This is a genomic window from Streptomyces sp. R11 (assembly GCF_041051905.1).
Taxonomy (GTDB): Bacteria; Actinomycetota; Actinomycetes; order Streptomycetales; family Streptomycetaceae; genus Streptomyces.
Genome location: NZ_CP163432.1, coordinates 5,441,584 through 5,464,542, shown reverse-complemented (window position 1 = coordinate 5,464,542; position 22,959 = coordinate 5,441,584). Strand labels below are relative to the sequence as shown.

General features: G+C 67.5%; 32 protein-coding genes. 1 reads left to right on the top strand and 31 read right to left on the bottom strand.

Features of this window, described 5'->3' with window-relative positions:
* Window positions 1-45: 45 nt before the first annotated feature.
* The 31 genes from rplO to AB5J55_RS25315 all read right to left on the bottom strand — a co-directional run bounded on the left by rplO (window position 46) and on the right by AB5J55_RS25315 (window position 22,061).
* Window positions 46-501: a 50S ribosomal protein L15 gene (rplO, locus tag AB5J55_RS25465; protein ID WP_031141307.1), complete on the bottom strand. Its 456-nt coding sequence runs from the start codon at window positions 499-501 to the stop codon at window positions 46-48.
* Window positions 502-503: 2 nt separating this feature from the next.
* On the bottom strand, window positions 504-686 hold the full coding sequence (gene rpmD, locus AB5J55_RS25460) for a 50S ribosomal protein L30 (RefSeq protein WP_003974250.1): 183 nt from the start codon (window positions 684-686) through the stop codon (window positions 504-506).
* Between the two features lie 2 nt (window positions 687-688).
* Window positions 689-1,294 carry a 30S ribosomal protein S5 gene (gene rpsE, locus AB5J55_RS25455; RefSeq protein WP_015658456.1) on the bottom strand — a complete coding sequence of 202 codons (606 nt, stop codon included), beginning with the start codon at window positions 1,292-1,294 and terminating at the stop codon, window positions 689-691.
* A 41-nt stretch (window positions 1,295-1,335) separates the two neighbouring features.
* Window positions 1,336-1,719, bottom strand: a complete 384-nt coding sequence (rplR, locus tag AB5J55_RS25450) for a 50S ribosomal protein L18 (RefSeq protein ID WP_055622533.1) — start codon at window positions 1,717-1,719, stop codon at window positions 1,336-1,338.
* Window positions 1,720-1,722: 3 nt separating this feature from the next.
* Window positions 1,723-2,262, bottom strand: coding sequence for a 50S ribosomal protein L6 (rplF, locus tag AB5J55_RS25445; protein WP_328879904.1), 540 nt, complete (start codon window positions 2,260-2,262; stop codon window positions 1,723-1,725).
* A 24-nt stretch (window positions 2,263-2,286) separates the two neighbouring features.
* Entirely contained in the window at window positions 2,287-2,685 is a 399-nt protein-coding gene (rpsH, locus tag AB5J55_RS25440) for a 30S ribosomal protein S8 (protein WP_007384075.1), read from the bottom strand.
* Window positions 2,686-2,898: 213 nt separating this feature from the next.
* Window positions 2,899-3,084 carry a type Z 30S ribosomal protein S14 gene (locus AB5J55_RS25435; RefSeq protein WP_003948630.1) on the bottom strand — a complete coding sequence of 62 codons (186 nt, stop codon included), beginning with the start codon at window positions 3,082-3,084 and terminating at the stop codon, window positions 2,899-2,901.
* Between the two features lie 5 nt (window positions 3,085-3,089).
* Complete coding sequence (gene rplE, locus AB5J55_RS25430) at window positions 3,090-3,647, bottom strand: 50S ribosomal protein L5 (RefSeq protein ID WP_020135807.1); 558 nt, start codon at window positions 3,645-3,647, stop codon at window positions 3,090-3,092.
* Window positions 3,647-3,970: a 50S ribosomal protein L24 gene (gene rplX / locus AB5J55_RS25425; RefSeq protein ID WP_369272860.1), complete on the bottom strand. Its 324-nt coding sequence runs from the start codon at window positions 3,968-3,970 to the stop codon at window positions 3,647-3,649. The genes rplE and rplX overlap by 1 nt, the downstream gene beginning before the upstream one ends.
* Before the next feature lie 2 nt (window positions 3,971-3,972).
* Complete coding sequence (gene rplN / locus AB5J55_RS25420) at window positions 3,973-4,341, bottom strand: 50S ribosomal protein L14 (protein ID WP_003998823.1); 369 nt, start codon at window positions 4,339-4,341, stop codon at window positions 3,973-3,975.
* A gap of 105 nt (window positions 4,342-4,446) precedes the next feature.
* Window positions 4,447-4,734 (bottom strand): 30S ribosomal protein S17, encoded by a 288-nt coding sequence (gene rpsQ, locus AB5J55_RS25415; protein ID WP_003992363.1) that lies wholly within the window; start codon window positions 4,732-4,734, stop codon window positions 4,447-4,449.
* The gene (rpmC, locus tag AB5J55_RS25410) at window positions 4,734-4,958 is read right to left on the bottom strand and encodes a 50S ribosomal protein L29 (protein ID WP_003998824.1); all 225 of its coding nucleotides are present in this window, start codon (window positions 4,956-4,958) and stop codon (window positions 4,734-4,736) included. The genes rpsQ and rpmC overlap by 1 nt, the downstream gene beginning before the upstream one ends.
* Window positions 4,958-5,377, bottom strand: coding sequence for a 50S ribosomal protein L16 (gene rplP, locus AB5J55_RS25405; protein ID WP_009190136.1), 420 nt, complete (start codon window positions 5,375-5,377; stop codon window positions 4,958-4,960). Before rplP ends, rpmC begins: the two co-directional genes overlap by 1 nt.
* 5 nt (window positions 5,378-5,382) lie before the next feature.
* Window positions 5,383-6,207 (bottom strand): 30S ribosomal protein S3, encoded by an 825-nt coding sequence (gene rpsC, locus AB5J55_RS25400; protein ID WP_369272859.1) that lies wholly within the window; start codon window positions 6,205-6,207, stop codon window positions 5,383-5,385.
* On the bottom strand, window positions 6,207-6,554 hold the full coding sequence (gene rplV, locus AB5J55_RS25395; RefSeq protein ID WP_062706767.1) for a 50S ribosomal protein L22: 348 nt from the start codon (window positions 6,552-6,554) through the stop codon (window positions 6,207-6,209). Before rplV ends, rpsC begins: the two co-directional genes overlap by 1 nt.
* Window positions 6,555-6,598: 44 nt before the next feature.
* Window positions 6,599-6,880: a 30S ribosomal protein S19 gene (gene rpsS, locus AB5J55_RS25390; RefSeq protein WP_147995160.1), complete on the bottom strand. Its 282-nt coding sequence runs from the start codon at window positions 6,878-6,880 to the stop codon at window positions 6,599-6,601.
* A 12-nt stretch (window positions 6,881-6,892) separates the two neighbouring features.
* Entirely contained in the window at window positions 6,893-7,729 is an 837-nt protein-coding gene (rplB, locus tag AB5J55_RS25385) for a 50S ribosomal protein L2 (protein ID WP_062706768.1), read from the bottom strand.
* A 40-nt stretch (window positions 7,730-7,769) separates the two neighbouring features.
* Entirely contained in the window at window positions 7,770-8,189 is a 420-nt protein-coding gene (gene rplW, locus AB5J55_RS25380) for a 50S ribosomal protein L23 (protein WP_369272858.1), read from the bottom strand.
* Window positions 8,189-8,845, bottom strand: coding sequence for a 50S ribosomal protein L4 (rplD, locus tag AB5J55_RS25375; protein ID WP_328424618.1), 657 nt, complete (start codon window positions 8,843-8,845; stop codon window positions 8,189-8,191). The genes rplW and rplD overlap by 1 nt, the downstream gene beginning before the upstream one ends.
* An 8-nt stretch (window positions 8,846-8,853) precedes the next feature.
* Window positions 8,854-9,498, bottom strand: coding sequence for a 50S ribosomal protein L3 (rplC, locus tag AB5J55_RS25370; RefSeq protein WP_055622540.1), 645 nt, complete (start codon window positions 9,496-9,498; stop codon window positions 8,854-8,856).
* A gap of 17 nt (window positions 9,499-9,515) precedes the next feature.
* Window positions 9,516-9,824 (bottom strand): 30S ribosomal protein S10, encoded by a 309-nt coding sequence (gene rpsJ / locus AB5J55_RS25365; protein WP_003948644.1) that lies wholly within the window; start codon window positions 9,822-9,824, stop codon window positions 9,516-9,518.
* Between the two features lie 536 nt (window positions 9,825-10,360).
* Complete coding sequence (locus AB5J55_RS25360; RefSeq protein ID WP_369272857.1) at window positions 10,361-10,846, bottom strand: adenylyltransferase/cytidyltransferase family protein; 486 nt, start codon at window positions 10,844-10,846, stop codon at window positions 10,361-10,363.
* Window positions 10,843-12,423, bottom strand: coding sequence for a fibronectin type III domain-containing protein (locus tag AB5J55_RS25355; protein WP_369272856.1), 1,581 nt, complete (start codon window positions 12,421-12,423; stop codon window positions 10,843-10,845). The genes AB5J55_RS25360 and AB5J55_RS25355 overlap by 4 nt, the downstream gene beginning before the upstream one ends.
* A gap of 74 nt (window positions 12,424-12,497) precedes the next feature.
* Window positions 12,498-14,054, bottom strand: a complete 1,557-nt coding sequence (locus AB5J55_RS25350; RefSeq protein WP_369272855.1) for an oligosaccharide flippase family protein — start codon at window positions 14,052-14,054, stop codon at window positions 12,498-12,500.
* A complete protein-coding gene (locus AB5J55_RS25345) occupies window positions 14,051-15,658 on the bottom strand; it encodes a hypothetical protein (RefSeq protein WP_369272854.1) in 1,608 nt (535 codons plus the stop codon). The genes AB5J55_RS25350 and AB5J55_RS25345 overlap by 4 nt, the downstream gene beginning before the upstream one ends.
* Window positions 15,655-17,085, bottom strand: coding sequence for a hypothetical protein (locus AB5J55_RS25340; protein ID WP_369272853.1), 1,431 nt, complete (start codon window positions 17,083-17,085; stop codon window positions 15,655-15,657). The genes AB5J55_RS25345 and AB5J55_RS25340 overlap by 4 nt, the downstream gene beginning before the upstream one ends.
* Window positions 17,086-17,238: 153 nt before the next feature.
* Window positions 17,239-18,438 carry a glycosyltransferase family 4 protein gene (locus tag AB5J55_RS25335; protein WP_369272852.1) on the bottom strand — a complete coding sequence of 400 codons (1,200 nt, stop codon included), beginning with the start codon at window positions 18,436-18,438 and terminating at the stop codon, window positions 17,239-17,241.
* A gap of 28 nt (window positions 18,439-18,466) precedes the next feature.
* Entirely contained in the window at window positions 18,467-19,447 is a 981-nt protein-coding gene (locus AB5J55_RS25330) for an NAD-dependent epimerase/dehydratase family protein (protein WP_369272851.1), read from the bottom strand.
* A gap of 121 nt (window positions 19,448-19,568) precedes the next feature.
* Entirely contained in the window at window positions 19,569-20,270 is a 702-nt protein-coding gene (locus AB5J55_RS25325; protein WP_369272850.1) for a CDP-alcohol phosphatidyltransferase family protein, read from the bottom strand.
* A gap of 73 nt (window positions 20,271-20,343) precedes the next feature.
* Window positions 20,344-21,450, bottom strand: a complete 1,107-nt coding sequence (locus tag AB5J55_RS25320) for a glycosyltransferase (protein ID WP_369272849.1) — start codon at window positions 21,448-21,450, stop codon at window positions 20,344-20,346.
* A gap of 23 nt (window positions 21,451-21,473) precedes the next feature.
* On the bottom strand, window positions 21,474-22,061 hold the full coding sequence (locus AB5J55_RS25315; protein WP_369272848.1) for a putative colanic acid biosynthesis acetyltransferase: 588 nt from the start codon (window positions 22,059-22,061) through the stop codon (window positions 21,474-21,476).
* A gap of 271 nt (window positions 22,062-22,332) precedes the next feature.
* Here AB5J55_RS25315 and AB5J55_RS25310 point away from each other — a divergent pair, with 271 nt between their 5' ends.
* Window positions 22,333-22,884, top strand: a complete 552-nt coding sequence (locus tag AB5J55_RS25310; protein ID WP_369272847.1) for a hypothetical protein — start codon at window positions 22,333-22,335, stop codon at window positions 22,882-22,884.
* Window positions 22,885-22,959 lie beyond the last annotated feature (75 nt).

Here is a 22,959-nt window from a genome sequence, read left to right as displayed (position 1 = left end):
TATCCCCGGTCGGGATCGCTCAAGTCATCGAGACGCCTGATGGATTCAGACGAGCTCGGTGACGCTGCCGCCGGCGGCGGTGATCTTCTCCTTGGCGGAGCCGGAGACGGCGTCGACCGTCACCTGCAGCGCCACGGAGATCTCACCCTGGCCGAGGACCTTGACGAGGCTGTTCTTGCGAACGGCACCCTTTGCCACCAGGCCTTCGACCGTGACCTCGCCACCCTCGGGGTAGAGCGCGGCCAGCTTGTCGAGGTTCACGACCTGGAACTCGGTCTTGAACGGGTTCTTGAAGCCCTTCAGCTTCGGAAGGCGCATGTGGAGGGGCATCTGCCCACCCTCGAAGCGCTCCGGAACCTGGTAACGAGCCTTCGTACCCTTGGTACCACGACCGGCCGTCTTACCCTTCGACGCCTCACCACGACCCACACGGGTCTTGGCGGTCTTGGCGCCCGGGGCGGGACGGAGGTTGTGGATCTTGAGCGGGTTGTTCTCCGCCATGATCAGTCGACCTCCTCGACCGTCACGAGGTGGCGGACGGTGTGCACCATGCCGCGGAACTCGGGGCGGTCCTCCTTGACGACCTGCGTGTTGATCCCCTTGAGACCAAGGGAGCGCAGGGTGTCACGGTGGTTCTGCTTGCTGCCGATGTAGGACTTGACCTGCGTAATCTTGAGCTGCGCCATGATTACGCACCCGCCCCGGCACGCGCACGAAGGAGAGCCGCGGGGGCGACGTCCTCGAGCGGCAGACCGCGGCGGGCCGCGACCTCCTCGGGACGCTGCAGGCCCTTCAGGGCCTCCACGGTCGCGTGCACGATGTTGATCGCGTTGTCGGAGCCGAGCGACTTCGACAGGATGTCGTGGATACCGGCGCACTCGAGCACGGCACGCACCGGACCACCGGCGATAACACCGGTACCGGGCGACGCGGGCTTGAGCAGTACGACGCCGGCAGCCTTCTCACCCTGGATCGGGTGCGGGATGGTGCCCTGGATACGGGGGACCTTGAAGAAGTGCTTCTTGGCCTCCTCAACACCCTTGGCGATGGCGGCCGGCACCTCCTTGGCCTTGCCGTAACCGACACCTACGGTGCCGTCACCGTCGCCCACCACGACCAGCGCGGTGAAGCTGAAGCGACGACCACCCTTCACAACCTTGGCGACACGGTTGATCGCGACAACGCGCTCAACGTAAGCGGTCTTCTCGGCGGCAGCTGCGCCGCCGTCACGGCCCTTCCGGTCCCGCCGCTCGCCGCCACCGGCACCGCCACCGCGGCGCTGGGGTCCAGCCATTGGAATTACCTCTCTCTGTTTCCGCTAGCTACGGAAGCGGCTCAGAACTTGAGCCCGGCTTCGCGGGCGGCGTCCGCCAGGGCAGCAATGCGCCCGGCGTACTGGTTGCCACCACGGTCGAATACGACAGCCTCGACACCGGCGGCCTTGGCGCGCTCGGCGACCAGGGCGCCGACCTGCTTGGCCTGCGCGGACTTGTCGCCCTCGCCACCGCGAATCGTGGTGTCCAGGGTGGACGCCGACGCAAGGGTGTGACCCTTGATGTCGTCGATCACCTGGGCCACGATGTGGCGGTTCGAGCGGGTAACGACCAGACGCGGACGCTCCGCCGTTCCGTTGATGTGCTTACGGATCCGGATGTGGCGGCGCTTGATCGCGGCGCGCTTGTAGGCGTCGCCCTTAAGGATCTTCTGTCCGTATGCCATGGCTTACTTACCCGCCTTTCCGACCTTGCGGCGGATGACTTCGCCCTCGTACTTGACGCCCTTGGCCTTGTACGGGTCGGGCTTGCGCAGCTTGCGGATGTTGGCCGCAACCTCGCCGACCTTCTGCTTGTCGATGCCCTCGACCGAGAACCGGGTGGGGGCCTCCACCTTGAAGGTGATGCCCTCGGGGGCCTCGACGGTGATCGGGTGGCTGTAGCCCAGAGCGAACTCCAGGTTCGAACCCTTGGCCGTCACGCGGTAACCGACACCGCTGATCTCGAGCTTCTTCACGTAACCCTGGGTCACGCCGGTGATCATGTTCGCCACCAGCGTGCGGGACAGGCCGTGGAGGGCCTTGTTCTGACGCTCGTCGTTCGGGCGGGTGACGTTCAGAACGCCGTCCTCATCCCTGACGATGTCGATCGGCGCGGCAACGGTGTGGGTCAGTTCGCCCTTGGGGCCCTTGACCGAAACCGTACGGCCGTCGATGGTGACGTCCACGCCGGCGGGAACCGTGATGGGGAGCTTGCCAATACGCGACATAGCTGTTTCCTCCGTTCCCTTCCGCTACCAGACGTAGGCGAGGACTTCCCCACCCACGCCCTTCTTGCCGGCCTGCTTGTCGGTGAGGAGCCCGTGGGACGTGGAGATGATCGCCACGCCCAGGCCGCCGAGCACCTTCGGCAGGTTGGTGGACTTCGCGTACACCCGGAGACCGGGCTTGGAGATCCGCTTGATGCCCGCGATGGAGCGCTCACGGTTCGGGCCGAACTTCAGCTCGAGAACGAGGTTCTTGCCGACCTCGGCGTCCTCGACCTTCCAGCCCGTGATGAAGCCCTCCTGCTGGAGGATCTCCGCGATGTGCGACTTGATCTTCGATGCCGGCATCGTCACGGAGTCGTGGTATGCCGAGTTCGCGTTCCGCAGACGCGTAAGCATGTCTGCGATCGGATCAGTCATGGTCATGAATTGGCCTTCGGCCTCTCTCGCCGGGGTTTCCTGGTGCGCCATCCCTCTCCCCGATCCGAGACGGGACGGGTGCGGCGCGGTGGACCTACGGCGTAGTAAGTCGTACGGGCGACCGTCAGGCGCCCAACCCTCCAAGCCTAAGCCATGGAAGGGAGGGCGCCTGACACGCCCAGTGCTTACCGAGAGCCTCTGGAATCCCTAAAAGCGGGACTACCAGGAGCTCTTGGTCACGCCCGGCAGCTCGCCACGGTGAGCCATCTCACGAAGGCACACGCGGCACAGGCCGAACTTGCGGTACACGGAGTGGGGACGGCCACAACGCTGGCAGCGCGTGTAGCCACGCACGCCGAACTTGGGCTTGCGAGCAGCCTTCGCGATCAGAGCCTTCTTCGCCATCTCGCTCACGCCTCCTTGAAGGGGAAGCCGAGGTGACGAAGGAGCGCACGGCCCTCAGCGTCGTTGGTCGCCGTGGTCACCACGGTGATGTCCATACCCCGGGTGCGGTCGATCTTGTCCTGGTCGATCTCGTGGAACATGACCTGCTCGGTGAGACCGAAGGTGTAGTTGCCACGGCCGTCGAACTGCTTGGGGGACAGACCACGGAAGTCGCGGATGCGCGGCAGCGCGAGCGACAGGGTGCGGTCCAGGAACTCCCACATGCGGTCGCCACGGAGCGTGACGTGGGCACCGATCGGCTGGCCCTCACGCAGCTTGAACTGCGCGATGGACTTGCGGGCCTTGGTGACGGCCGGCTTCTGACCGGTGATCGTGGTGAGGTCGCGGATGGCGCCCTCGATCAGCTTGGAGTCGCGGGCGGCGTCGCCCACACCCATGTTGACCACGATCTTGACGAGGCCGGGGATCTGCATGACGTTCTCGTACTTGAACTCGTCACGCAGCTTGCCCGCGATCTCCTCGCGGTACTTCGTCTTCAGACGCGGAGTGGTGGTGGTAGCCATCAGATGTCCTCACCCGTCCGCTTGGCAACGCGGATCTTGTTGCCTTCGTCGTCGAAGCGGAAACCGACACGCGTGACGACCTTGTTGCCGTCCTTCTCAACGACCAGCTGGACGTTGGAGACGTGGATCGGCGCCTCGGTCGTGACGATGCCACCGGCCTGCGAACCCTTGGCGGTCGGGCCGGCCTTGGTGTGCTTCTTGACCCGGTTGACACCCTCGACCAGGACACGCTCGTCGCGCGGGTAAGCGGCAATGACCTTGCCCTGCTTGCCCTTGTCCTTGCCGGTGATGACCTGGACCAGGTCGCCCTTCTTGATCTTCATGCTTACAGCACCTCCGGCGCGAGCGAGATGATCTTCATGAACTTCTTCTCGCGCAGCTCACGGCCGACGGGGCCGAAGATACGGGTGCCGCGAGGGTCGCCGTCGTTCTTCAGAATGACGGCGGCATTCTCGTCGAAGCGGATGTACGAGCCGTCCGGACGGCGGCGCTCCTTGACGGTGCGAACGATGACCGCCTTGACGACGTCACCCTTCTTCACGTTGCCACCGGGGATCGCGTCCTTGACGGTGGCGACGATGACGTCACCGATGCCCGCGTAGCGGCGACCGGAGCCACCGAGCACACGGATGCAAAGGATCTCCTTCGCACCAGTGTTGTCGGCGACACGCAGTCGCGACTCCTGCTGGATCACGTCTATCTCCTGTTTGTCTGCCGGTTCCCGGCAGGGGCCGCTTCGTTACGAGGCGAGCCCCTGCCGAGCCTGGCGGAACTGACCTGCGGGTTTGCCCGCAGGAAATTACTTGGCCTTCTCGAGGATCTCGACGACGCGCCAGCGCTTCGTCGCGGACAGCGGCCGGGTCTCCATGAGGAGGACACGGTCGCCGACACCCGCGGCGTTCTGCTCGTCGTGCGCCTTGAGCTTGTTGGTACGGCGGATGACCTTGCCGTACAGCGCGTGCTTGACGCGGTCCTCGACGGCGACGACGACGGTCTTGTCCATCTTGTCGCTGACGACGAGACCCTCACGGGTCTTGCGGAAGCCGCGGGCCTCTGCAGTCTGCTCAGTCACGTTGCTCTCACTCATCAGGCGCTCTCCACCGTCTCGATGCCCAGCTCGCGCTCACGCATCAGGGTGTAGATCCGCGCGATGTCCTTACGGACGGCCTTCAGCCGACCGTGGTTCTCGAGCTGACCCGTCGCCGCCTGGAAGCGGAGGTTGAACAGCTCTTCCTTGGCTTCGCGGAGCTTCGCGAGAAGCTCCTCGTCACCCAGTTCGCGCAGCTCGGACGCCTTGGTACCGGCCGACATCACGCTTCACCTGCCTCGCGCTTGACGATCCGGCACTTCATCGGCAGCTTGTGGGCGGCGCGAGTCAGGGCCTCACGGGCGATCTTCTCGTTGGGGTACGACAGCTCGAACATCACGCGTCCGGGCTTGACGTTGGCGATCCACCACTCCGGAGAACCCTTACCGGAACCCATGCGGGTCTCGGCAGGCTTCTTGGTGAGCGGACGGTCCGGGTAGATGTTGATCCAGACCTTGCCACCACGCTTGATGTGACGCGTCATGGCGATACGAGCGGCCTCGATCTGACGGTTCGTCACGTAGGCCGGGGTGAGCGCCTGGATGCCGTACTCGCCGAACGCAACCTGCGTTCCACCCTTGGACATACCGTTGCGCTTCGGGTGGTGCTGCTTGCGGTGCTTGACCCTACGGGGGATCAGCATTTCGGTCAGGCCTCCGTTCCGGTGCTCTCAGCCGGAGCGGACGCCTGGGCCTCGGCCTTGGGGGCCTCGGCGCCGGCAGCCTGCTGCGGCTTACGACCGCGCCGCTCGCCACCGCGGCCACCACGGGCCGGGCGGTCGGAGCCGCCACCGCGAGCCGGGCGGTTACCCGCACGGGCGGCAGCGTTCTCGGCGCGGACCTCGGCGATGTTCTTGACGTCGCCCTTGTAGATCCAGACCTTCACACCGATGCGGCCGAAGGTCGTCTTGGCCTCGAAGAAGCCGTAGTCCACGTTCGCACGGAGCGTGTGCAGGGGCACACGGCCCTCGCGGTAGAACTCCGAGCGGGACATCTCGGCGCCACCGAGGCGGCCACCGCACTGGATCTTGATGCCCTTGGCGCCCGCCTTCATCGCCGACTGCATGCTCTTACGCATGGCGCGGCGGAAGGAGACGCGGGAGGAGAGCTGCTCGGCAACGGCCTGGGCAACCAGCTGAGCGTCGGTCTCGGGGTTCTTGACCTCGAGGATGTTCAGCTGGACCTGCTTGCCCGTGAGCTTCTCGAGGTCACCGCGGATGCGGTCGGCCTCGGCGCCACGGCGGCCGATGACGATGCCCGGACGAGCGGTGTGGATGTCCACACGCACGCGGTCACGGGTGCGCTCGATCTCAACCTTCGAGATACCGGCGCGCTCCATGCCGGACGTCATCATCCGACGGATGGCGACGTCTTCCTTGACGTAGTCCTTGTACAGCTTGTCGGCGTACCACCGGGACTTGAAGTCCGTGGTGACACCGAGCCGGAACCCGTGCGGGTTTACCTTCTGGCCCATTACCGGGTTCCTTCCTTGCTGGCGACGACCACGGTGATGTGGCTGGTCCGCTTGCGGATCCGGTAGGCACGGCCCTGGGCACGCGGACGGAACCGCTTCAGGGTCGGGCCCTCGTCGACGTACGCCTCGCTGATGAACAGCGAGGTGGCGTCCGGGTGGTCGTAGTTGTGCGCGGCGTTGGCAATGGCGCTGTCGAGCACCTTGCCGACCGGCACGGAGGCTGCCTGCGGAGCGAATCGCAGAACAGCCTGAGCCTCCGTGGCATCCATGCCACGGATAAGGTCCACCACGCGGCGGGCCTTCATGGGCGTAACGCGGATGTACCGCGCCTGGGCCCTGGCTTCCATGGTTGTCCCTCTCAGTTACTTACGTGTCTGAATGCGATCCGCTACTAGCGGCGCTTCGACTTCCGGTCGTCCTTGACGTGACCCCGGAAGGTGCGCGTCGGCGAGAACTCGCCGAGCTTGTGGCCGACCATCGACTCGGTGACGAACACCGGGATGTGGGTCTTGCCGTTGTGCACCGCGAGCGTGTGGCCGAGCATGGCCGGCACGATCATGGAGCGACGGGACCAGGTCTTGATGACGTTCTTGGTGCCTGCTTCGTTCTGCGTTTCCACCTTCTTGATCAGGTGGTCGTCGACGAAGGGCCCCTTCTTGAGACTGCGCGGCATCTAAACCCGCTCCTAGCGCTTCTTGTTCGTCTTGCGGCGGCGGACGATGTACTTGTTGCTCGCCTTCTTGGGAGCACGAGTACGACCCTCCTTCTGACCCCAGGGGCTAACCGGGTGGCGACCACCGGAGGTCTTGCCCTCACCACCACCGTGGGGGTGGTCAACCGGGTTCATCGCCACACCGCGAACGGTCGGGCGAACGCCCAGCCAGCGCTTACGGCCGGCCTTGCCCCAGTTGATGTTGCTCTGCTCGGCGTTGCCGACCTCGCCGACGGTGGCGCGGCAGCGCACGTCGACCAGGCGGATCTCACCGGAGGGCATGCGGAGGTGGGCCATCGAGCCCTCCTTCGCGAGCAGCTGCACGGAGGCACCGGCGGAGCGGGCGAACTTGGCGCCGCCACCGGGACGGAGCTCGATCGCGTGGATCGTGGTACCGACCGGGATGTTGCGGAGCGCCAGGTTGTTGCCCGGCTTGATGTCGGCCCCGGGACCGTTCTCCACGCGGTCACCCTGCTGCAGGTTGCGCGGGGCGAGGATGTAGCGCTTCTCGCCGTCGGCGTAGTGCAGCAGCGCGATGCGCGCGGTGCGGTTGGGGTCGTACTCGATGTGCGCGACCTTCGCCGGCACGCCGTCCTTGTCGTGACGACGGAAGTCGATCACACGGTAGGCGCGCTTGTGGCCACCACCCTGGTGGCGGACGGTCACACGACCGGAGTTGTTACGGCCACCCTTGCTGTGCAGGGGGCGGACCAACGACTTCTCCGGCGTGGACCGCGTGACCTCGACGAAGTCGGCGACGCTGGAGCCACGACGGCCCGGCGTAGTCGGCTTGTACTTGCGGATTCCCATTTCTCAGTCCTCGTCCGATATCGGACGATCCGGACCGCCCTCAGGCGGTCGGACCGCCGAAGATGTCGATACGGTCGCCCTCAGCGAGGGTCACGATCGCGCGCTTGGTGGACGCGCGCTGGCCGAAGCCCGTGCGGGTCCGCTTGCGCTTGCCCTGGCGGTTGATCGTGTTGACTCCGGTGACCTTGACCTCGAAGACCGTCTCGACGGCCTGCTTGATCTGGGTCTTGTTGCTGCCCGGGGCGACGACGAACGTGTACTTGTTGTCGTCGAGGAGCGCGTAGCTCTTCTCGGACACGACCGGCTTGATCAGGATGTCACGGAGGTCCGTGAACGCCTTGCTGGCCGGCGTGACGACGGTGTTCTTGCCCTCGGCGGCGTGGCGACGCGCCTTCTTGACGCGCGCCTCCTTGGCCTTCTTCGCGGCCTTCGAGGCAATGGCGGGGTGACGGATGGCCATCAGACCTCGCTCCCTTCGGTGTCATTGGCCTTCGGGCCCGACACGAAGGACTCGAACGCGGCCTGGGTGAAGACCACGTCGTCCGAGACGAGAACGTCGTACGTGTTCAGCTGGCCCGGCTCCAGGATGTGGACCTGGGGCAGGTTGCGGGCGGACAGCCACGCGGCCTCGTCGGCGCGCTCGACGACCAGGAGCAGGTTCTTACGCTCCGAGATCTTGCCGAACAGGCTCTTGGCGGCCTTCGTGGACGGGTTGTCGCCCTCGATCACGCCGGAGACGACGTGGATGCGGTTGTTGCGGGCCCGGTCGGTGAGGGCGTGGCGCAGGGCCGCGGCCTTCATCTTCTTCGGGGTCCGCTGCGAGTAGTCACGCGGCACGGGACCGTGCACGACGCCACCACCGGCGAACTGCGGCGCGCGGGTCGAACCCTGACGGGCGCGACCGGTGCCCTTCTGGCGGTAAGGCTTCTTGCCACCACCACGGACTTCACCGCGGGTCTTGGTCTTGTGCGTGCCCTGGCGGGCAGCGGCCAGCTGTGCGACGACGACCTGGTGGAGCAGCGGAACGCTGATCTTCTCTACGTCGAAGATCTCCGCGGGGAGCTCGACGGAACCGGCCTTGTCGCCCGCCGGCGAAAGGATGTCAACAGTGCTCATCGGTTACCTCAGGCCCCCTTGGCCGCAGTGCGGACCAGGACGAGGCCGCCGTTCGGACCGGGAACCGCGCCCTTGATGAGCAGCAGACCCTTCTCCGCGTCAACGGCGTGGACGGTCAGGTTCTGGGTGGTGACCCGCTCGTTGCCCATACGACCCGCCATGCGGAGGCCCTTGAACACACGGCCCGGGGTGGCGCAGCCACCGATGGAACCGGGAGAGCGGTGCTTGCGCTGGGTGCCGTGTCCGGCGCCGAGGCCCTTGAAGTTGTGACGCTTCATGACACCGGCGAAGCCCTTGCCCTTGCTCTTGCCGGTGACGTCGACCTTCACGCCGGCCTCGAAGACCTCGGCCGTGACTTCCTGGCCGAGCGTGTACTCGGAGGCGTCAGCGGTGCGGATCTCGACGAGGTGACGACGGGGGGTGACGTCGGCCTTGGCGAAGTGGCCCTTGAGGGGCTTGTTCACCTTGCGAGGGTCGATCTCGCCGAAGGCGATCTGGACCGACTCGTAGCCGTCGACGTCGTTCGTACGAACCTGGGTCACGACGTTGGGGCCGGCCTTGACGACGGTGACCGGAACAACACGGTTGTTCGCGTCCCACACCTGCGTCATGCCGAGCTTCTCGCCCAGGATGCCCTTGATCTGCTTAGCCATTCTCAGATCACCGGCCCTCAGAGCTTGATCTCGATGTCGACACCGGCCGGGAGGTCGAGTCGCATCAGAGAGTCAACGGTCTTGGGAGTCGGGTCGAGGATGTCGATCAGGCGCTTGTGCGTGCGCATCTCGAAGTGCTCGCGCGAGTCCTTGTACTTGTGCGGCGACTTGATGACGCAGTACACGTTCTTCTCAGTGGGCAGCGGCACCGGGCCCGCGACCGACGCACCAGTGCGGGTCACCGTCTCGACGATCTTCTTCGCCGAGGAGTCGATGACCTCGTGGTCGTAGGCCTTGAGCCGGATGCGGATCTTCTGTCCCGCCATGGCTACTCAGTAGTCCTGTCTCTCTTACGCTCTGGAACCCGGTGTTCCCTTGACCTCCTCCGACCCACGCGGTCGGGCGTGTCGCGCTCCCGCTGACACAGATGCCCCTTGATCGAACATCCCTGCGTGGGAACACGGCCCTTCCGGAACCGCAAGCCGGGAGCTAGGAGGCCCACCGGGTGCCTGGTCGGCGTCGCACTGTCACTTCCCGAAAGATTCCCGTACGTCCGCCCCAGCGCTGCCTTACGGCAGTTAGGGCGACGAGTACTGTGGGACTCGCTTCCGGTCCTCCCGGCGGGAGGCGCGCAGCATCAACACTCGACCGAGCAACTCGGACAGTCTGCCATATGGGGCAGGGGGCTGGCCAATCGAGCCGGAGAGAATACCCCGAGGGTGACGTAGGTCAAACCCGGGCCGCCGGGGCCCGGGACCCGCGGGGTGCGCGGCGGCTGATGTGGGGCGGAGAGACGGGCTGACGGGTCCGCAACCTCAACGGACCCGTCAGTCACACCAGCATCAGTCCACCCGGGGCCGCGTCAGCTCTCCGCTCCTCCCGGACGGGGTCCGGCGAGCTGCCCCGTGAGCGGCTCGGAAGGCTTCTGGGGGGCGAGAAGGTGGAGCGCGTCCCGGAGCAGCGTGCTTGAGGTGTGCTCGGTGTAGGGGAAGTAGACGACCTCCACCCCCACCCTCGCGAATTCGGTCTCGAGCCTCGTCCAGACGTCCGTGCCGAGCCAGTCGTCGCCCTTGAAGATGACGTCGAAACCGACTTCCTTCCAGATCTCCATCTTGTCGTCCACGGTCGCGACAAAGGTCTCGTCCACGTAGCGCACACTGCGGACGATCTGCAGTCGCTCGGCGAGCGGCACGACGGGCGGCCTGCCTTTCAGGCGTACCACGAGATCGTCCGAGCACACGCCGGCGACGAGCCGGTCGCAGTGCCCACGGGCCCGGCGCAGGACATTCAGATGGCCCACGTGGAAGAGGTCGAAGACCCCTGGCGCGTAGCCGAGACGCTCCCTCATCGGCGCCTTTCCGTCGAAGCCTTCGAGGCCTTGGACGACTTCGAAGCCTTCGTAGCCTTGTCGGCGACCGCGGTGACTGTGAGCGCCTGCGACCCGAGCGCCGTGTTCCGGCCGTCGGTGACGGCGATCGTGTACCGATGGCGCGAGCCGGGCGTGACGGTGTCGGTGTACTTCATCGTGGGGCGGTTCCACTCCTGGGACCGGCCCGACCGCGTGGCCACGAGCCGGCCGTCCCGGTAGATGAGGTACTTCAGCTCCGCGTCGTCCCGGTCCCATGCGGCACGCCAGGTGAGCGTGACCCGACCGGCGCTGCGGACCGAGGCCGTGAGCCTGGGCGGGTTCTCCGGAGCCCCCCGGTCGGGGCCGGCCCCGAAGCGCGTCAGGCTCTGCTGCGGACGGTTGTTGACGGTGGTGAACTCTCCGCCCGCCCACAGGATGCCACCGGCCATCGCCATGGCCCGGGGACCGTTCTGCTCGCCGATCCCTTCGTTCGTGTCGGGGAACCAGTGCAGGATGTGGCGGTTGCGGGTCGACTGAGCCAGGAAGTGCTGGCGGTTGTGGTGCTCGGGGAAACCGCCCGGCGTGTCCCTGCAGTTGTGGGCGTGGGATCCGCTGTAGAGAACACCGTTGTGCAGGGCGAGCGCCTGGGTGGCACCCAGGCAGGTGTCACGCCACACCAGCTTGCCGGTGCGGAGGCTGGCGGCGATACGGCCGTCGAAGATGCCCGTCCCAGTGCCCTCGGCCGCCACGTAGAACTTCGTCTTGTCGCGGACCAGCGCCTTCACGACCGATCGGGCCGGCAGCCAGTCCGTGTACTGGGCCACCGTCTTCCCCGTGCGGGGGTGCAGGGCGACCAGCGAGGCTTCCAGGTCTTCGTTGACCAATTGGAAGTCACCGCCGACGATGATCTTGCCGTACTCGGGCGCGGCGCTGATGGCGCGTACCGGAGCCTCGATCTCCGCCTTGAACGGCAGCAGCGCACCTCGGCGGGTGAACGCCGCGATCCGCTCCCTCTCCCGGCCGTTGACGGCCGTGAAGTCGCCTCCCAGGTAGACCGCGCTCTTCGTGACGTCGATGGCCCGCACGGTCGACGAGATCTTCGGGCGGAAGTCCTTGCGCAGCGAGCAGCCTGCCGTGTTGAGCGCGACCGCATTGGCCGCCCTGGCCTGGCCCGCGTTGGCGAACGAGCCGCCGACGTAGAGCATCTTGCCGTCCGCCGTCGCCTTGAGCGCCCGTACGGTGTTTCCGGCGCCGGTGAAGCGGTGGGCGCACGACAGCAGTTTGCCGGTGACGGCGTCGAAGGCCGCGAAGTTCCTGCGCGCGACCTCCCTTTGGCCGGGCTTGGCGCCCGGCGGACGGACCTTGCTGAAGGTCCCGCCGACGTACACGACACCGCGTGCGTACTCGATCGACCAGACGATGCCGTCGGTCTGCCAGGTCGCCAAGGGATCGGCGGTCAGGGTCTTTTCGTCGCTGTCGGCCACCGAGGCCGAAGCGGTGATGAGCGAGGCAGCCGCGAGGAGGGCCGCGACCGAAGCCGCGGTGGCCCCCCGCTTGGTGCTTTTTCTCAGGCGCATGGAACATCCCGGGTTGCAGCAAGGACGGGTGGAGGAAGGGGAGATGGAGCGGCGGTCCCGGTTCCGAGACGGCCTCATGGGGTGCGTTCGCGCAGCACACCGACGAGTTCGCGCACTCCCAAAGGTGTACGAAATCGCCACAAACCTATACCAAATGCGCACAATCCCATGGTGATTGCGACGGCAAGTCCTACGGTCGTGTCACCTGCCAACAGCCTCACGGTGACGACCGGCGGCACGGTGAGACACAGGGCGACTGCAGCCGCCAGGAGGTATCCCCCGTCGATGAAGGCGAAGCCGGGGTGCCGCCGCACCAACACGGCTGCGACGACGTTCTCCACGACGGTCGCCGCCCCCCAGGACAGGGCGGCACCGAGGACACCGAAGCGGGGAATGGCGAGGAACCCCACCGTCAACTGCACCGCGAACGCGACGCCGGTGACCGCCAGATGCCAGGTGCTCTTGCCCGCCATGAGCAGCACCGTCTGGGCGTTTCCCACCCCGACATTGACCGCCGAGGCGAGACAGAGCAGCACCAGCGCACCGGCCCCCTGCTCGAACTCCGGTCCGAACAGCGACAGAACGGTGCCCGGGAAACTCGTGAGCAGGGCCAGTAGTGGCCAGGAGAACAGCACGATCCAGCGCGTCGAGACGCGGTGCAGATGGGAGGCCTCCGCGAGGTCCCCCAGGGCGAGGAGACGGCTGATCTCGGGAGCGACGGCCAGCCGGATGGCCAGCTGGAGCAGCGTTGCCGCGATGACCACGCGGCCGACGGCGGTGTAGATGCCCGCCTCTTCGCTCGTCGCCAGGGAGGACAGCAGGACGACACCCAGCCAGACCGCGCTGATGTCGAAGACGGACGAGACGGCCCGGGGCGCGGCGAACGCCCAGAACCCGCGCCGGGTGGCGGTCTCCTGTACGACGGTCTGCCGTACGGAGACATGTCCCGTACTCCTGCGGCGGCACCTGCGCAGTGCGAGCGCGGCGATGAGGAAACCGGCCAGCGAGGGCACGAGCCAGGCCGCGGCCAGGCTCAGCACGCCCGGGGCCAGCAGCAGGACCGGTACGGCGATCAGTACGCGCAGTACCGGCTTCCCGATCTGTTCGACACCGACGTAGGGGATCACGGTGCCGTGCCCCTGGGTGGCGCCCAGCAGGATCAGGGTGACCGTGGCCAGGGGGAGGAACACGGCGAACAGCCGGACCAGGGTCATCGCGTCGCCCGGAGGGAGACTCGGCAGCAGCGCGGTGGCCGTCCTGGGCGACAGGAACAGCAGTGCGGCGGCCGTGGTGCTCGCCAGGGCTCCTGGCACGACCGCGCTGCGCAGCAGTGTGCCCACCTTGCGGCCGCCGGTGATGGCCAGGTCACCGGGGACGAAGCGCACCAGCCCGGTGTCGGCGCCGAGCTTGCAGGCGTTGCACAGGATGGTGAAGGCCGCGACGCAGGTGAACACCGCGCCCGCTCCGTACGCCCCGAGCCCGCGGGTGACCAGGGTGACCAGGACATAGCCGAAGACCGCGTTGACCGTCGAGCCCAGGAAACCCCACCACCCACCGCGTGCGGTGGCGGCGACCCCGGACCGGACGGTCGATCCGCCGGTGGCCGGAGCCGTCGTACCGGAGGTGCTCACCGGGAGGTGGTGAGCGTGTCGTCCCTCATGGGCGCGGTCGGCTTCGCCGTGGCGTCGTCGGCCGGGGCGGACGGTGTCGTGGACGCGTTCCGCCCCCGCCGGCGGCGCGGCGGGTCGCTGTCCATGACCCGGCCGAGCAAGCCGGACCGGGACCTGTCGTGGAGCACCGCGCCCACGAGGTGACCGCCCAAGCAGCTGACGAGCTCGTGAACACGCTTGAGGTCGTCGCGCCTGATGTCGTGCAGCGCGCCCACCACGAGAACGCCGTCCACGCACGGGGCGAGCACCAGACCGTCGCCGTGTTCCAGCAGGGGCGGACTAAGGAAGAGCGTCGACCCGCCGGAATCGGCATCCGGCACGGCACGCGCCGCCGGGGCCGCCGGCCCGTCGTCGCCGCTGGTGCCGCGACCGTGGGGGCAGAGCGTGAACCGCCCGGCCGTGCCCGCGTCGACGACCACTGCGCCCTCTGGTACGTCATCCGTCTCGGGGGCGCCGGACGACAGCGGTAGTCGTGCCCACAGGCCGGGGGTGTGCACGGCGGCGTCCACCAGTCGGACCTCGTCACCGGACTCGGTGAGGGCGGCCGCGAGGTTCACGGCGACGGCCTCGGCACCTCGTTGCTGCCTCGGCGCCACGATCATGAGCCTGCCCAGGGACGTACGGCCGTCGCCGCCCCGCAGACGCAGGGCCAGGGCGCGGTACGCCTGCGCGCGGCTGCCGTCCGCCAGGCCGACCTCCAGCAGTTCGCCCTCCGCGCCGGGGGCCGGGAGGATGCCCAGCACGGGAGCGTGCAGCGCCTCCTGGACCTCGCCGACCGAACGTGCCCGCGGTTCAAGGGCGGATCGCAGCCAGGCGAGCACGACACCCAGGATGAGACCGCCGAGCAGGCCGGCCCCCATGAGCCAGCCGGGACCGGGGCCCGCGGGCCGCGCGGCCGGCTCGGCTCTGCGGACGATGTCGCCGGCGAAGGGGTCGTAGGTCCTGACGTCCGAGATCTTCTTGCGCAGGATGCCGACCTGCTCCCGCAGCCCCGCGGCGCCGACGACGGGCGGGGCGCCCTTCTTCGTGTCGAGCCGCTTGGTCAGCTCGGCGATCTGCCGCTCCAGTCCGGCGGCCATCCGGGCGGCCATGGCCTCGGAGCGGTCCTGGCGATCGGCGAGGTAGGCCCGGGCGAACGCGTTGGTGACCCGAGCGGCACGCTGCGCGGTGCCCGCCGTGTACTCGAACCGGAGGACCTGGGTGTCCGGGAGGTTCGTCACGCGCAGGTCCGCCGGCAGCGCGTCGGCGCCTGGCTTGTGCCGCAATTCCTTCGCCGCCCGGGCCGCGACGGTCGCGCTGAGCGCGATCTGCCGCTCCGTGCCCATGCTCACCTGGCTGTCCGCGCCCACGCCGATCGTGCTGAACGGGTCGGACCTGGGGCGCACGAGGACCTCAGCGGTGGAGGTGTAACTGCCCGCGCCCAGCAGGACCAGGAGCAGTCCGCCGAGCAGCCCCAGGACCACGCCCAGCACGATGGTCGCGCGGTACCTCAGCAGCAGGCGCACCTGGTCGCGAAGCTCGTCGGGGTCGTCGTACCGATCGTCGAAACCGGCGGGGCTGGTCACGGGTGCCTCCTGTGGCCGGGGATGAGTGCGTGGCCCGCGGTGGCGGGTGGCCGCACCGGGGCCGGGAGCCGGGACGGCCCGGCGGCGCGGGTGAGGAAGAACGGAACGATCAGGAGCAGCGCGAGGGGTGCGATGATCGCCATGAGGCTGCCGCGCAGGAAGATCAACTGGTAGAAGGCGAAGGCGGGGACCAGCAGAACCGCCAGGGTGCTCTGCCGGTCCCGCAACCGTGCCCTGATGTCGTCCACCCGCCGTCCGGCCGCGCCCAGCAGGCAGAAGACCGCGACGACACACAGCGGACCGCCCCACAGGTAACTCTCGATCCACAGCGGCGCGGAGAGGTTGTGGAAGTCGTAGCCCGCGTACTCGGCGAATTCGATACCGGTGGCCTGCGGCTTTCCGGGCCACACGGTGCGAGGGATCACGACCAGGACGACACCGAGCAGGGCCGACGGCGAGAAGCCGTTTTCCTGCACATAGTCGATGCCGGTCTGCATTTGCTGAAATGCGTCGTAATCCATGGAAGTGCTGAACTGCTCGGCGAGTCCCACGACTTGCAGCACTTCCCGTTCGTCGTAACGGAAGTAGTCGCTGTACGGGAAGGCGAACAGCACCACGGCCGTGATGGCCACGGCGATTCCGCGAAAGGCCCGCGGGGTGTTGAACCGGTGCCATGAGAAAAGCAGTACCAGCAGGACGGTTCCGGCCCAGAAACGCGGCCTGCTGATGGGGTTGTTGACGATCACGTTGAGCGCGAGCAGGGCCGGGAGCAGCATCCAACGGACCGCGCGCAGCAATCGGTCGCCGGTGGCCCGGCGGGGCAGGTGGACCAGGGCCACCATGGACCAGAAGGCGGGGACGACGAGACACCAGACGCGCAGCGCGTGCGCGGTGTTCGACTGGGTGTCCGACTGCCACAGAGCCTGTCTGCTGGTGAAGTAGGCCCGCAGGCCGCCTTCCTGCCCGGGGATCAGCACGACCGCGAGCAGCAGCGACAGGCCGCACAGCAGGAGCACGGGAAGCGGCGAGAGCCTGCGGGACAGCAGCGGTTCCAGAACGGCCGACCTGCCGCGCTTGCCTCCGGAGGCCAGGGCCGCCCCCGCGGTGTAGGCGAGGAGACCGAGTTCTGTCAGCAGGGCGGCCGCGAAAGCGGTCGCCTCACCGCTGCGGTGTCCGAGCGGATAGGTGTCGGTGGCGAGCATGGCGAGCGGCGCCAGACCGAGCCATACGTAGGAGAAGAGCCAGAATCCGAACGCGATCAGGCGCACCGACGTATCGGTGAGTACCCGGGCCAGCCCCACTCCGGTATGCACCACGACGACGCACTGCACGGCGAGCGCCATCCCGAATCGCGTGTCGATGGCCTGGAGAATCAGCGCGGGCAGGAAGGCGACGAAAAAGAAGGCCCAGCAGCACACCGCTGCCACGGAACGCTGTTCACCGCCTCGCACCTGCACCCCCGATTGAGCGAGCAAACGGAATGGATCGACACCGGTAGATTTATAGCCCAAAGGCCAGGCCGATCCCCCGCATTTCACAGGGCGTTTCACATGACGTGAATTAATATGAAGTCACAATAGTCACGGGACGGCGCGGCCTGCCGCCCGCAGAATTTCCTCGAATTGCGAAGCACACCCCTCCAGGGCGAACTCCCGCTCGGCCAGCGCCCTGCTCTCCTTGCCCAGCGACTCCGCCCGCGCCGGGTCGTTCAGTACCTCCCGGACCCATGTGGCCGCTTCGGACAGCGAGGCCTCCTCGGGGGCGAACACCGGCGAGCCGGCCCGCCGGAGCAGTTTCGCCGCCAGGTTGTCCGTCGGCATCAGGCCCAGCACGGGGCGTCCGGCACACAGATAGGACAGCGTCTTGGAGGGGACCGAGAACTCTCCCGCGTCCGCCGTCAGCAGCACGACCAGCACATCGCCCGCGCCCAGCACCTCGGGCAGCCGCTCGTAGGGCTGGAAGGGCAACAGGGTCAGGTCGACACCACGGGCGGCGGCGGCCTCCTTGATGACCGGGACGGCCGGTCCGTCGTTGACGACGACGAGGCGGACCCGTTCGCCCTGCTCGCGCAATGTCTCGGCCAGCCGCACCAGCAGGACGGGGTTGTGCTTGAGGCCGATCGTGCCCGAGTACAGCACCGTCCTGACGCCGGTGAGGCCGTGCTCCTGCGACCACGCGTTGGCTCGGGCCACGGGGAGGATCTCGTCCAGCGGCGCCCAGTTGGGAATGACGGTGACCTTGTCCGCGGTGCCCCACTCCCGGTGGACCCGCACGAAGGAGTCGGCGATCACGACGATCGCCGAGGCTCGTCGCGCCGACCACTTCTCGCCCCGCTCGAAGACCCGGGCGGCGACACCCATCAGCCTCGACACCCCGGCGGCGGCGAAGCTCTTCAGTGCGACGGCGGTGATGTCCTGGTGCCACAGCACCCACGGGATACGCAGTGCCTTCAGTGCCGACGCGGCCACGACCAGGGTCGGGATCGGCAGGTTCGCCAGCATCGCCACGTCCGGCTTCTCGCGCCGTACCTGCAGTGCCAGCTCCAGACCCAGCCGCGTTTCCTTGAAGAGGCGTCGGAAGTAGGCACCCTTGTCCAGTACGACGCGGTCGCCGATGGTGACGAAGCGGAGGCCGACGATTGTGTCCTCGGCGAGGTTGCCCTTCCCGGAGACATAGGCCGAGCAGGTCGAGTGGACGACCTCATGGCCGCGGTACGCCAGTTCACGGCTGAGCTGGGCCTGGAAGGGGTGCCCGCTGTAGTCGTGGACGAGGATCCTCATGTACTGCTCTCCCGGCCGGTTCGAGGGATCAGGATCGAGCGCGCTTGACCTGGTCGAAGACCCAGGCGTAGGTCTTCTCGAGCCCGTCTGCCAGCGGGATCGACGGCTCCCAGCCGTACAGTTCGCGGATCAGGCCGTTGTCGGAGTTACGGCCGCGCACGCCCTGCGGCGCGTCCAGCCGGTAGGCGCGCTCGCAGCGGATGCCCGCGATCTCCTCGACGATGTCGACCAGTTGGTTGATGGTGACCAGCTCGGAGGAGCCGAGGTTGACCGGGACGCTGCTGGTGCCGTTCATGAGCATCCGCGTGCCGTGCAGGCAGTCGTCGATGTACATGAAGGAACGGGTCTGCCGGCCGTCACCCCAGATGTCGATCCGGTGCTCACCGGAGATGACCGCCTCGGCGATCTTGCGGCACACTGCCGCCGGGGCCTTCTCGCGACCTCCGTTCCAGGTGCCCGCCGGGCCGTACACATTGTGGTAGCGCGCGACACGGCAGGTGAACCCGTAGTCCTCCTCGAAGTGGCGGCACATGCGCTCCGAGAAGAGCTTCTCCCAGCCGTAGCCGTCCTCGGGCTGCGCCGGGTAGGCGTCCTCCTCCTTGAGGGCGGTGACTTTCGGGTCGTTCTGTTTGCCGGCGGCGTACACGCAGGCGGACGAGGAGTAGAAATAGCGCTCCACGCCGGCCTCGTGCGCGGCCTTCAGCATGTGGGTGCTGGTCAGCACCGACATCATGCAGGCGGCCTTGTGGTTCTCGATGAATCCCATGCCGCCCATGTCGGCGGCCAGCATGTACACCTGACGGGCGTTCCGGACTGCGGCGCGGGCGCTTTCGAGGAGGGACAGATCGGCGACGACGTTCTCGACGCCGGCGTGCACCTGCTGCCACTCGTGAATCGGCTTGATGTCGACACACCGAACGGTCAGGCCCTGGGACAAAAGGTCGGCCGCGAGATGCCCACCGATGAATCCCCCGCCACCCGCGACAACGACATCCACCTGCTTGCTCATGGCAGCTCCTTCTGGAAAGCCGGAATCCGACTGGCAGATTAATCACTGTTTACACCTTTTCATGTGATATGCCGCGCGTTTCCGCATCACAAGGTGCCCGATACCTCCGTCCGAGTTCGCGTCAGGAGAGCTCCCGGAGCCACTTGGCGAAAAACGCCGGAAGCAGCACGACATGGGCCACGAGCAGGGCGACGTACAGCGCCAGGAACAGCCGCTGACTCCCCAGGAACAGGAAAATCAGGCAGAACAGCCCGTAATCCACGGGCAACAGGGCCATGCCACGAACACTGGAAGCCGGTGCCGGCGGTCCGGTGGGCGGTTTCACCCTTCGCCTTCTCAGCTGTTCCGTGAGAATCCCTCCGAAGTACAGCAGGACAGCGGCGAACTGGAAGATGATCGGGAGCAGCAGCGCGGGCTCCGTCAGATCGAAGAAGCGGTAGAAGGAAATCAGCACCGCCGCGTGAATGCCCAGGATTTTCGCGCAGTCCACCACATGGTCCAACCACTCCCCGGAAAGGCTGGACGACCGATGCAGCCTGGCCAGTTGACCGTCAGCGGAATCGAGCGCGAACCCCAGAAGCAGAGCCAGTGAGACGCACTGCCCCAACGCATAGGAAGGCGGGCGGAGAGCAATCGCGAAAACGGCCGCGAAGGTGATCAGCGCGCTGACGGCCGTCACATGGTTGGGCGAGAGCCCGACGCGGTACGCCGCTGCCGCAAGCAGTCTCCCGGCCGGCCGGTTGACGAACCGGGAGTAGAAGGAGACCCCATGGGCGGGTTTCTGCACCTTCGAGAGCTGCTGCAGCGTGCTGGAGAATTCCATTACCTCGACCTCGTGCGTGAACGGGCGGGAGGATCAACCGCGTACCGAGTTCTCGGAGTCGTCCGCGCGCGTGCTAATCCCGAGAGGGGGCGTGACACACACCCCGATAGATCGCCTCCAGCCGATCCGTCACCGCATGAATCGAGAACGCCTCCCGGACGGCGCGATGCCCCGCATCCACGAGGGCGTCCCGCTTTGCGTCGTCGGCCAGCACACGGCACACCGCGTCGGCCAGCTCTTCCGGACTGCCGTCGGTGACCATCGCCGCGCCCCGGCGAGCCAGCTCGTCCGCGATGCCGCTGCTGTCCGTGCACACCACGGGGGTGCCGGCCGAGAGGGCCTCCATCACGGTCATCGGGAACGGCTCGTCGACGCTGGGCAGCACATAGACCGCCGCCCTCGCATACGCCCGTACCGCCTCCGGGTGCCGCAGCGCCCCGCCGTAGGAGACGATGCCCTGCAGCCCATGGGCGGCGATCAGCCGGCGCACCGTGGGCAGCATCCCCTCGTCCGCCCCGTGGATCGTGAACCGGGCGTCGGGCATCCGCCGGTGCACCAGCGCGGCCATCTCGACGAAGGCCTCCGGGCGTTTGCGCGGGTGCAGTCTGGCGAGGAAGAGCACCTCGCGGTGGCGCCGCGGGGACTCCGCCCCTCCCCCGGTCTCGGGTCGCACCCCGTTGGGCAGGGTCATCAGCGGCGGACCGTCGGCACCGATGACCTCGGCCACGGCCCGGCGCTCGTGCTCGGTGAGAACCAGACAGCCATGCGCCCGCCGCAGCAGCGGCACGTACACACGGTCGAAGAGCCTGGCGACGGCCGCGTGCCGGGGCTGCACCATGCCATGCGTCTGCGCGAAGAACTTCTTGCGGCGCAGCGCGGCGACGGCGAGCGCCGCGAGGGAGACGAGGTCGCGCCCCGCGTGCACATGGACCACGTCGGCCCTGCCCATCGACACCCACAGGTCCCTGACCAGCAGCGGATGCATGAGCCCGGTGAAACGCCCCGGGAGCAGCGAGCGAGCCGGACGCGTCCGCAGCGGCACCGAGCCCAGGCGTTTGGGCGCCGCGGACCTGCCTCGCCAGAGCGACACCAACGTGACCTCATGCCCTCGAGCGGCGCACTCCTCAAGATGCCCGGCGGCCACGCTTGTCGGACCGCCGTACGCTCCGTCGTCGCTCACGAGCGTCACCACGTGGACAACCCTCATGCCGCTGTCCCACGGGTGATGACCTCACCGGCAGCGACGTCCCGGTGGGCGACCGCCGAGGCACCGACCACCGCACTGCGGCCGACGGTCACGCCGCGCAGTACGACGGCCCGGGCCGCGACCCACGACCCGGGCTCCAGACGGATGGGCCCGTTGTCGAACTCCATGGTGGGACTGCGGTGTTGATGACTTCCGGTGCACAGGAACGCGTCCTGTGAGACACACACATCGCTGCCGATGGTGATCGGCTGCAGGTTCAGCAGCCAGGCACCCTCACCGATCCACACGTCGTCGCCGACGGACAGCCGCCAGGGCCAGTGCACCCGGACACCGTGCCGGATCAACACCCGCCGCCCGATCCGCGCACCGAACGCCCGAAGCACCGCAGGCCGCCAGCGGGCCGGGAACCACCACTTGCGGAACACGAGATGCATGACGGCGAACCACGCAGCCTGGACCAGCCAGGGCCGCCCCTTGTCGTAGCCCGCCCCTGTGAAACCCCGCAGGGAACGCTCGACTACGGCCCTGTGATGGGCCTGGCCAGCACGGGCGGCCCCACCAGGCGGCGCAGCGGTCTCTGACATGGCGGCGCCCTTCCCGAAATGCGAAGAATCTGTATTTACGTGTATTTACTATGACCGCATCGCAAGCACCAGCACATACAGGCGTGTTGCCCACGCCCTCGACTGCCCGGCGCATCCGCCGGGACCGGCACTCGCCCTTTCCGGTGCCCTGGGCCTCGGACGGCCCACGAAAAGGAACCCTCGGGGACTGACGCCGATCCGATTGTGCAATTAATCAGACTGCCCACAAAGGGTGCAATCAGGCAGATCCAGAGCAAAAGGAGCACACATCGTGCGAGTAACCAGTCGAGCGGCCACGCGGCCGGCACGAGCGAGATGGGGAGCGCGCTGCGTCGGCCTCGGCCTGACCACGGCCCTGGCGGTCACCCTCGGGGCCGGCCCCGCGTCGGCACAGCCGGGGCCCCAGCTGCAGGCCGAGGTGGCGCCCACAGAACTGGCCGGGAATCCGGACTGTGTGGACATCCAGCCGCCCCTGACCGGCTTCACCGAGCAGGACACGGACAACGCGCCTGTGGACGGTGAGACGCTCAACTTCACGTTCAACGGGTCCAACGGCTCGATCCTCCTCTCCGTCACGGACAACAGCGAGGGGGAGCCGGACCTGCTCGACTTCGACATCTCCGGCCCGTTCGCCGCTGCCGCGGTCATCGTCAAGGGCGGCCCCAACGCCAACGTCTACGACTACCGGACCACGATGGCCGGCCAGATCGAGGCCGACGAGACGCTCCACTCGCCGCTCAACACGTCATCGGCGCCTCCCAACGACTTCTACGCCATCAGCCACGTGGCGTTCTGCATCGTCCCGGACGGCGACAACACCTGACGCCCTAGAGGCACACAGCAAAGAGGCCCGTACGACCAAAGTCGTACGGGCCCCTTCAGGAGCTCGCGCTGGAGC

What these genes read in the sequence shown, in the direction of transcription:
- rpsC (WP_369272859.1), bottom strand. Translation starts at nt 6,207, where the DNA reads ATGGGCCAGAAGGTAAACCCGCACGGGTTCCGGCTCGGTGTCACCACG.
- rplF (WP_328879904.1), bottom strand. Translation starts at nt 2,262, where the DNA reads ATGTCGCGTATTGGCAAGCTCCCCATCACGGTTCCCGCCGGCGTGGAC.
- rpsH (WP_007384075.1), bottom strand. Translation starts at nt 2,685, where the DNA reads ATGACCATGACTGATCCGATCGCAGACATGCTTACGCGTCTGCGGAAC.
- AB5J55_RS25355 (WP_369272856.1), bottom strand. Translation starts at nt 12,423, where the DNA reads ATGCGCCTGAGAAAAAGCACCAAGCGGGGGGCCACCGCGGCTTCGGTC.
- rplC (WP_055622540.1), bottom strand. Translation starts at nt 9,498, where the DNA reads ATGGCTAAGCAGATCAAGGGCATCCTGGGCGAGAAGCTCGGCATGACG.
- rpmC (WP_003998824.1), bottom strand. Translation starts at nt 4,958, where the DNA reads ATGTCGGCCGGTACCAAGGCGTCCGAGCTGCGCGAACTGGGTGACGAG.
- rplB (WP_062706768.1), bottom strand. Translation starts at nt 7,729, where the DNA reads ATGGGAATCCGCAAGTACAAGCCGACTACGCCGGGCCGTCGTGGCTCC.
- AB5J55_RS25325 (WP_369272850.1), bottom strand. Translation starts at nt 20,270, where the DNA reads ATGGAATTCTCCAGCACGCTGCAGCAGCTCTCGAAGGTGCAGAAACCC.
- rplE (WP_020135807.1), bottom strand. Translation starts at nt 3,647, where the DNA reads ATGGCTACCACCACCACTCCGCGTCTGAAGACGAAGTACCGCGAGGAG.
- rplD (WP_328424618.1), bottom strand. Translation starts at nt 8,845, where the DNA reads ATGAGCACTGTTGACATCCTTTCGCCGGCGGGCGACAAGGCCGGTTCC.
- rpsQ (WP_003992363.1), bottom strand. Translation starts at nt 4,734, where the DNA reads ATGAGTGAGAGCAACGTGACTGAGCAGACTGCAGAGGCCCGCGGCTTC.
- rpsJ (WP_003948644.1), bottom strand. Translation starts at nt 9,824, where the DNA reads ATGGCGGGACAGAAGATCCGCATCCGGCTCAAGGCCTACGACCACGAG.
- rplO (WP_031141307.1), bottom strand. Translation starts at nt 501, where the DNA reads ATGGCGGAGAACAACCCGCTCAAGATCCACAACCTCCGTCCCGCCCCG.
- rplP (WP_009190136.1), bottom strand. Translation starts at nt 5,377, where the DNA reads ATGCTGATCCCCCGTAGGGTCAAGCACCGCAAGCAGCACCACCCGAAG.
- AB5J55_RS25435 (WP_003948630.1), bottom strand. Translation starts at nt 3,084, where the DNA reads ATGGCGAAGAAGGCTCTGATCGCGAAGGCTGCTCGCAAGCCCAAGTTC.
- rplV (WP_062706767.1), bottom strand. Translation starts at nt 6,554, where the DNA reads ATGGAAGCCAGGGCCCAGGCGCGGTACATCCGCGTTACGCCCATGAAG.
- AB5J55_RS25315 (WP_369272848.1), bottom strand. Translation starts at nt 22,061, where the DNA reads ATGTCAGAGACCGCTGCGCCGCCTGGTGGGGCCGCCCGTGCTGGCCAG.
- rpsE (WP_015658456.1), bottom strand. Translation starts at nt 1,294, where the DNA reads ATGGCTGGACCCCAGCGCCGCGGTGGCGGTGCCGGTGGCGGCGAGCGG.
- rpsS (WP_147995160.1), bottom strand. Translation starts at nt 6,880, where the DNA reads ATGCCGCGCAGTCTCAAGAAGGGGCCCTTCGTCGACGACCACCTGATC.
- rplX (WP_369272860.1), bottom strand. Translation starts at nt 3,970, where the DNA reads ATGAAGATCAAGAAGGGCGACCTGGTCCAGGTCATCACCGGCAAGGAC.
- rplR (WP_055622533.1), bottom strand. Translation starts at nt 1,719, where the DNA reads ATGGCATACGGACAGAAGATCCTTAAGGGCGACGCCTACAAGCGCGCC.
- rplW (WP_369272858.1), bottom strand. Translation starts at nt 8,189, where the DNA reads ATGGCCATCCGTCACCCCGCCATTGCCTCGAAGGCCGCGAAGAAGGCC.
- AB5J55_RS25360 (WP_369272857.1), bottom strand. Translation starts at nt 10,846, where the DNA reads ATGAGGGAGCGTCTCGGCTACGCGCCAGGGGTCTTCGACCTCTTCCAC.
- AB5J55_RS25335 (WP_369272852.1), bottom strand. Translation starts at nt 18,438, where the DNA reads ATGAGGATCCTCGTCCACGACTACAGCGGGCACCCCTTCCAGGCCCAG.
- AB5J55_RS25330 (WP_369272851.1), bottom strand. Translation starts at nt 19,447, where the DNA reads ATGAGCAAGCAGGTGGATGTCGTTGTCGCGGGTGGCGGGGGATTCATC.
- rpmD (WP_003974250.1), bottom strand. Translation starts at nt 686, where the DNA reads ATGGCGCAGCTCAAGATTACGCAGGTCAAGTCCTACATCGGCAGCAAG.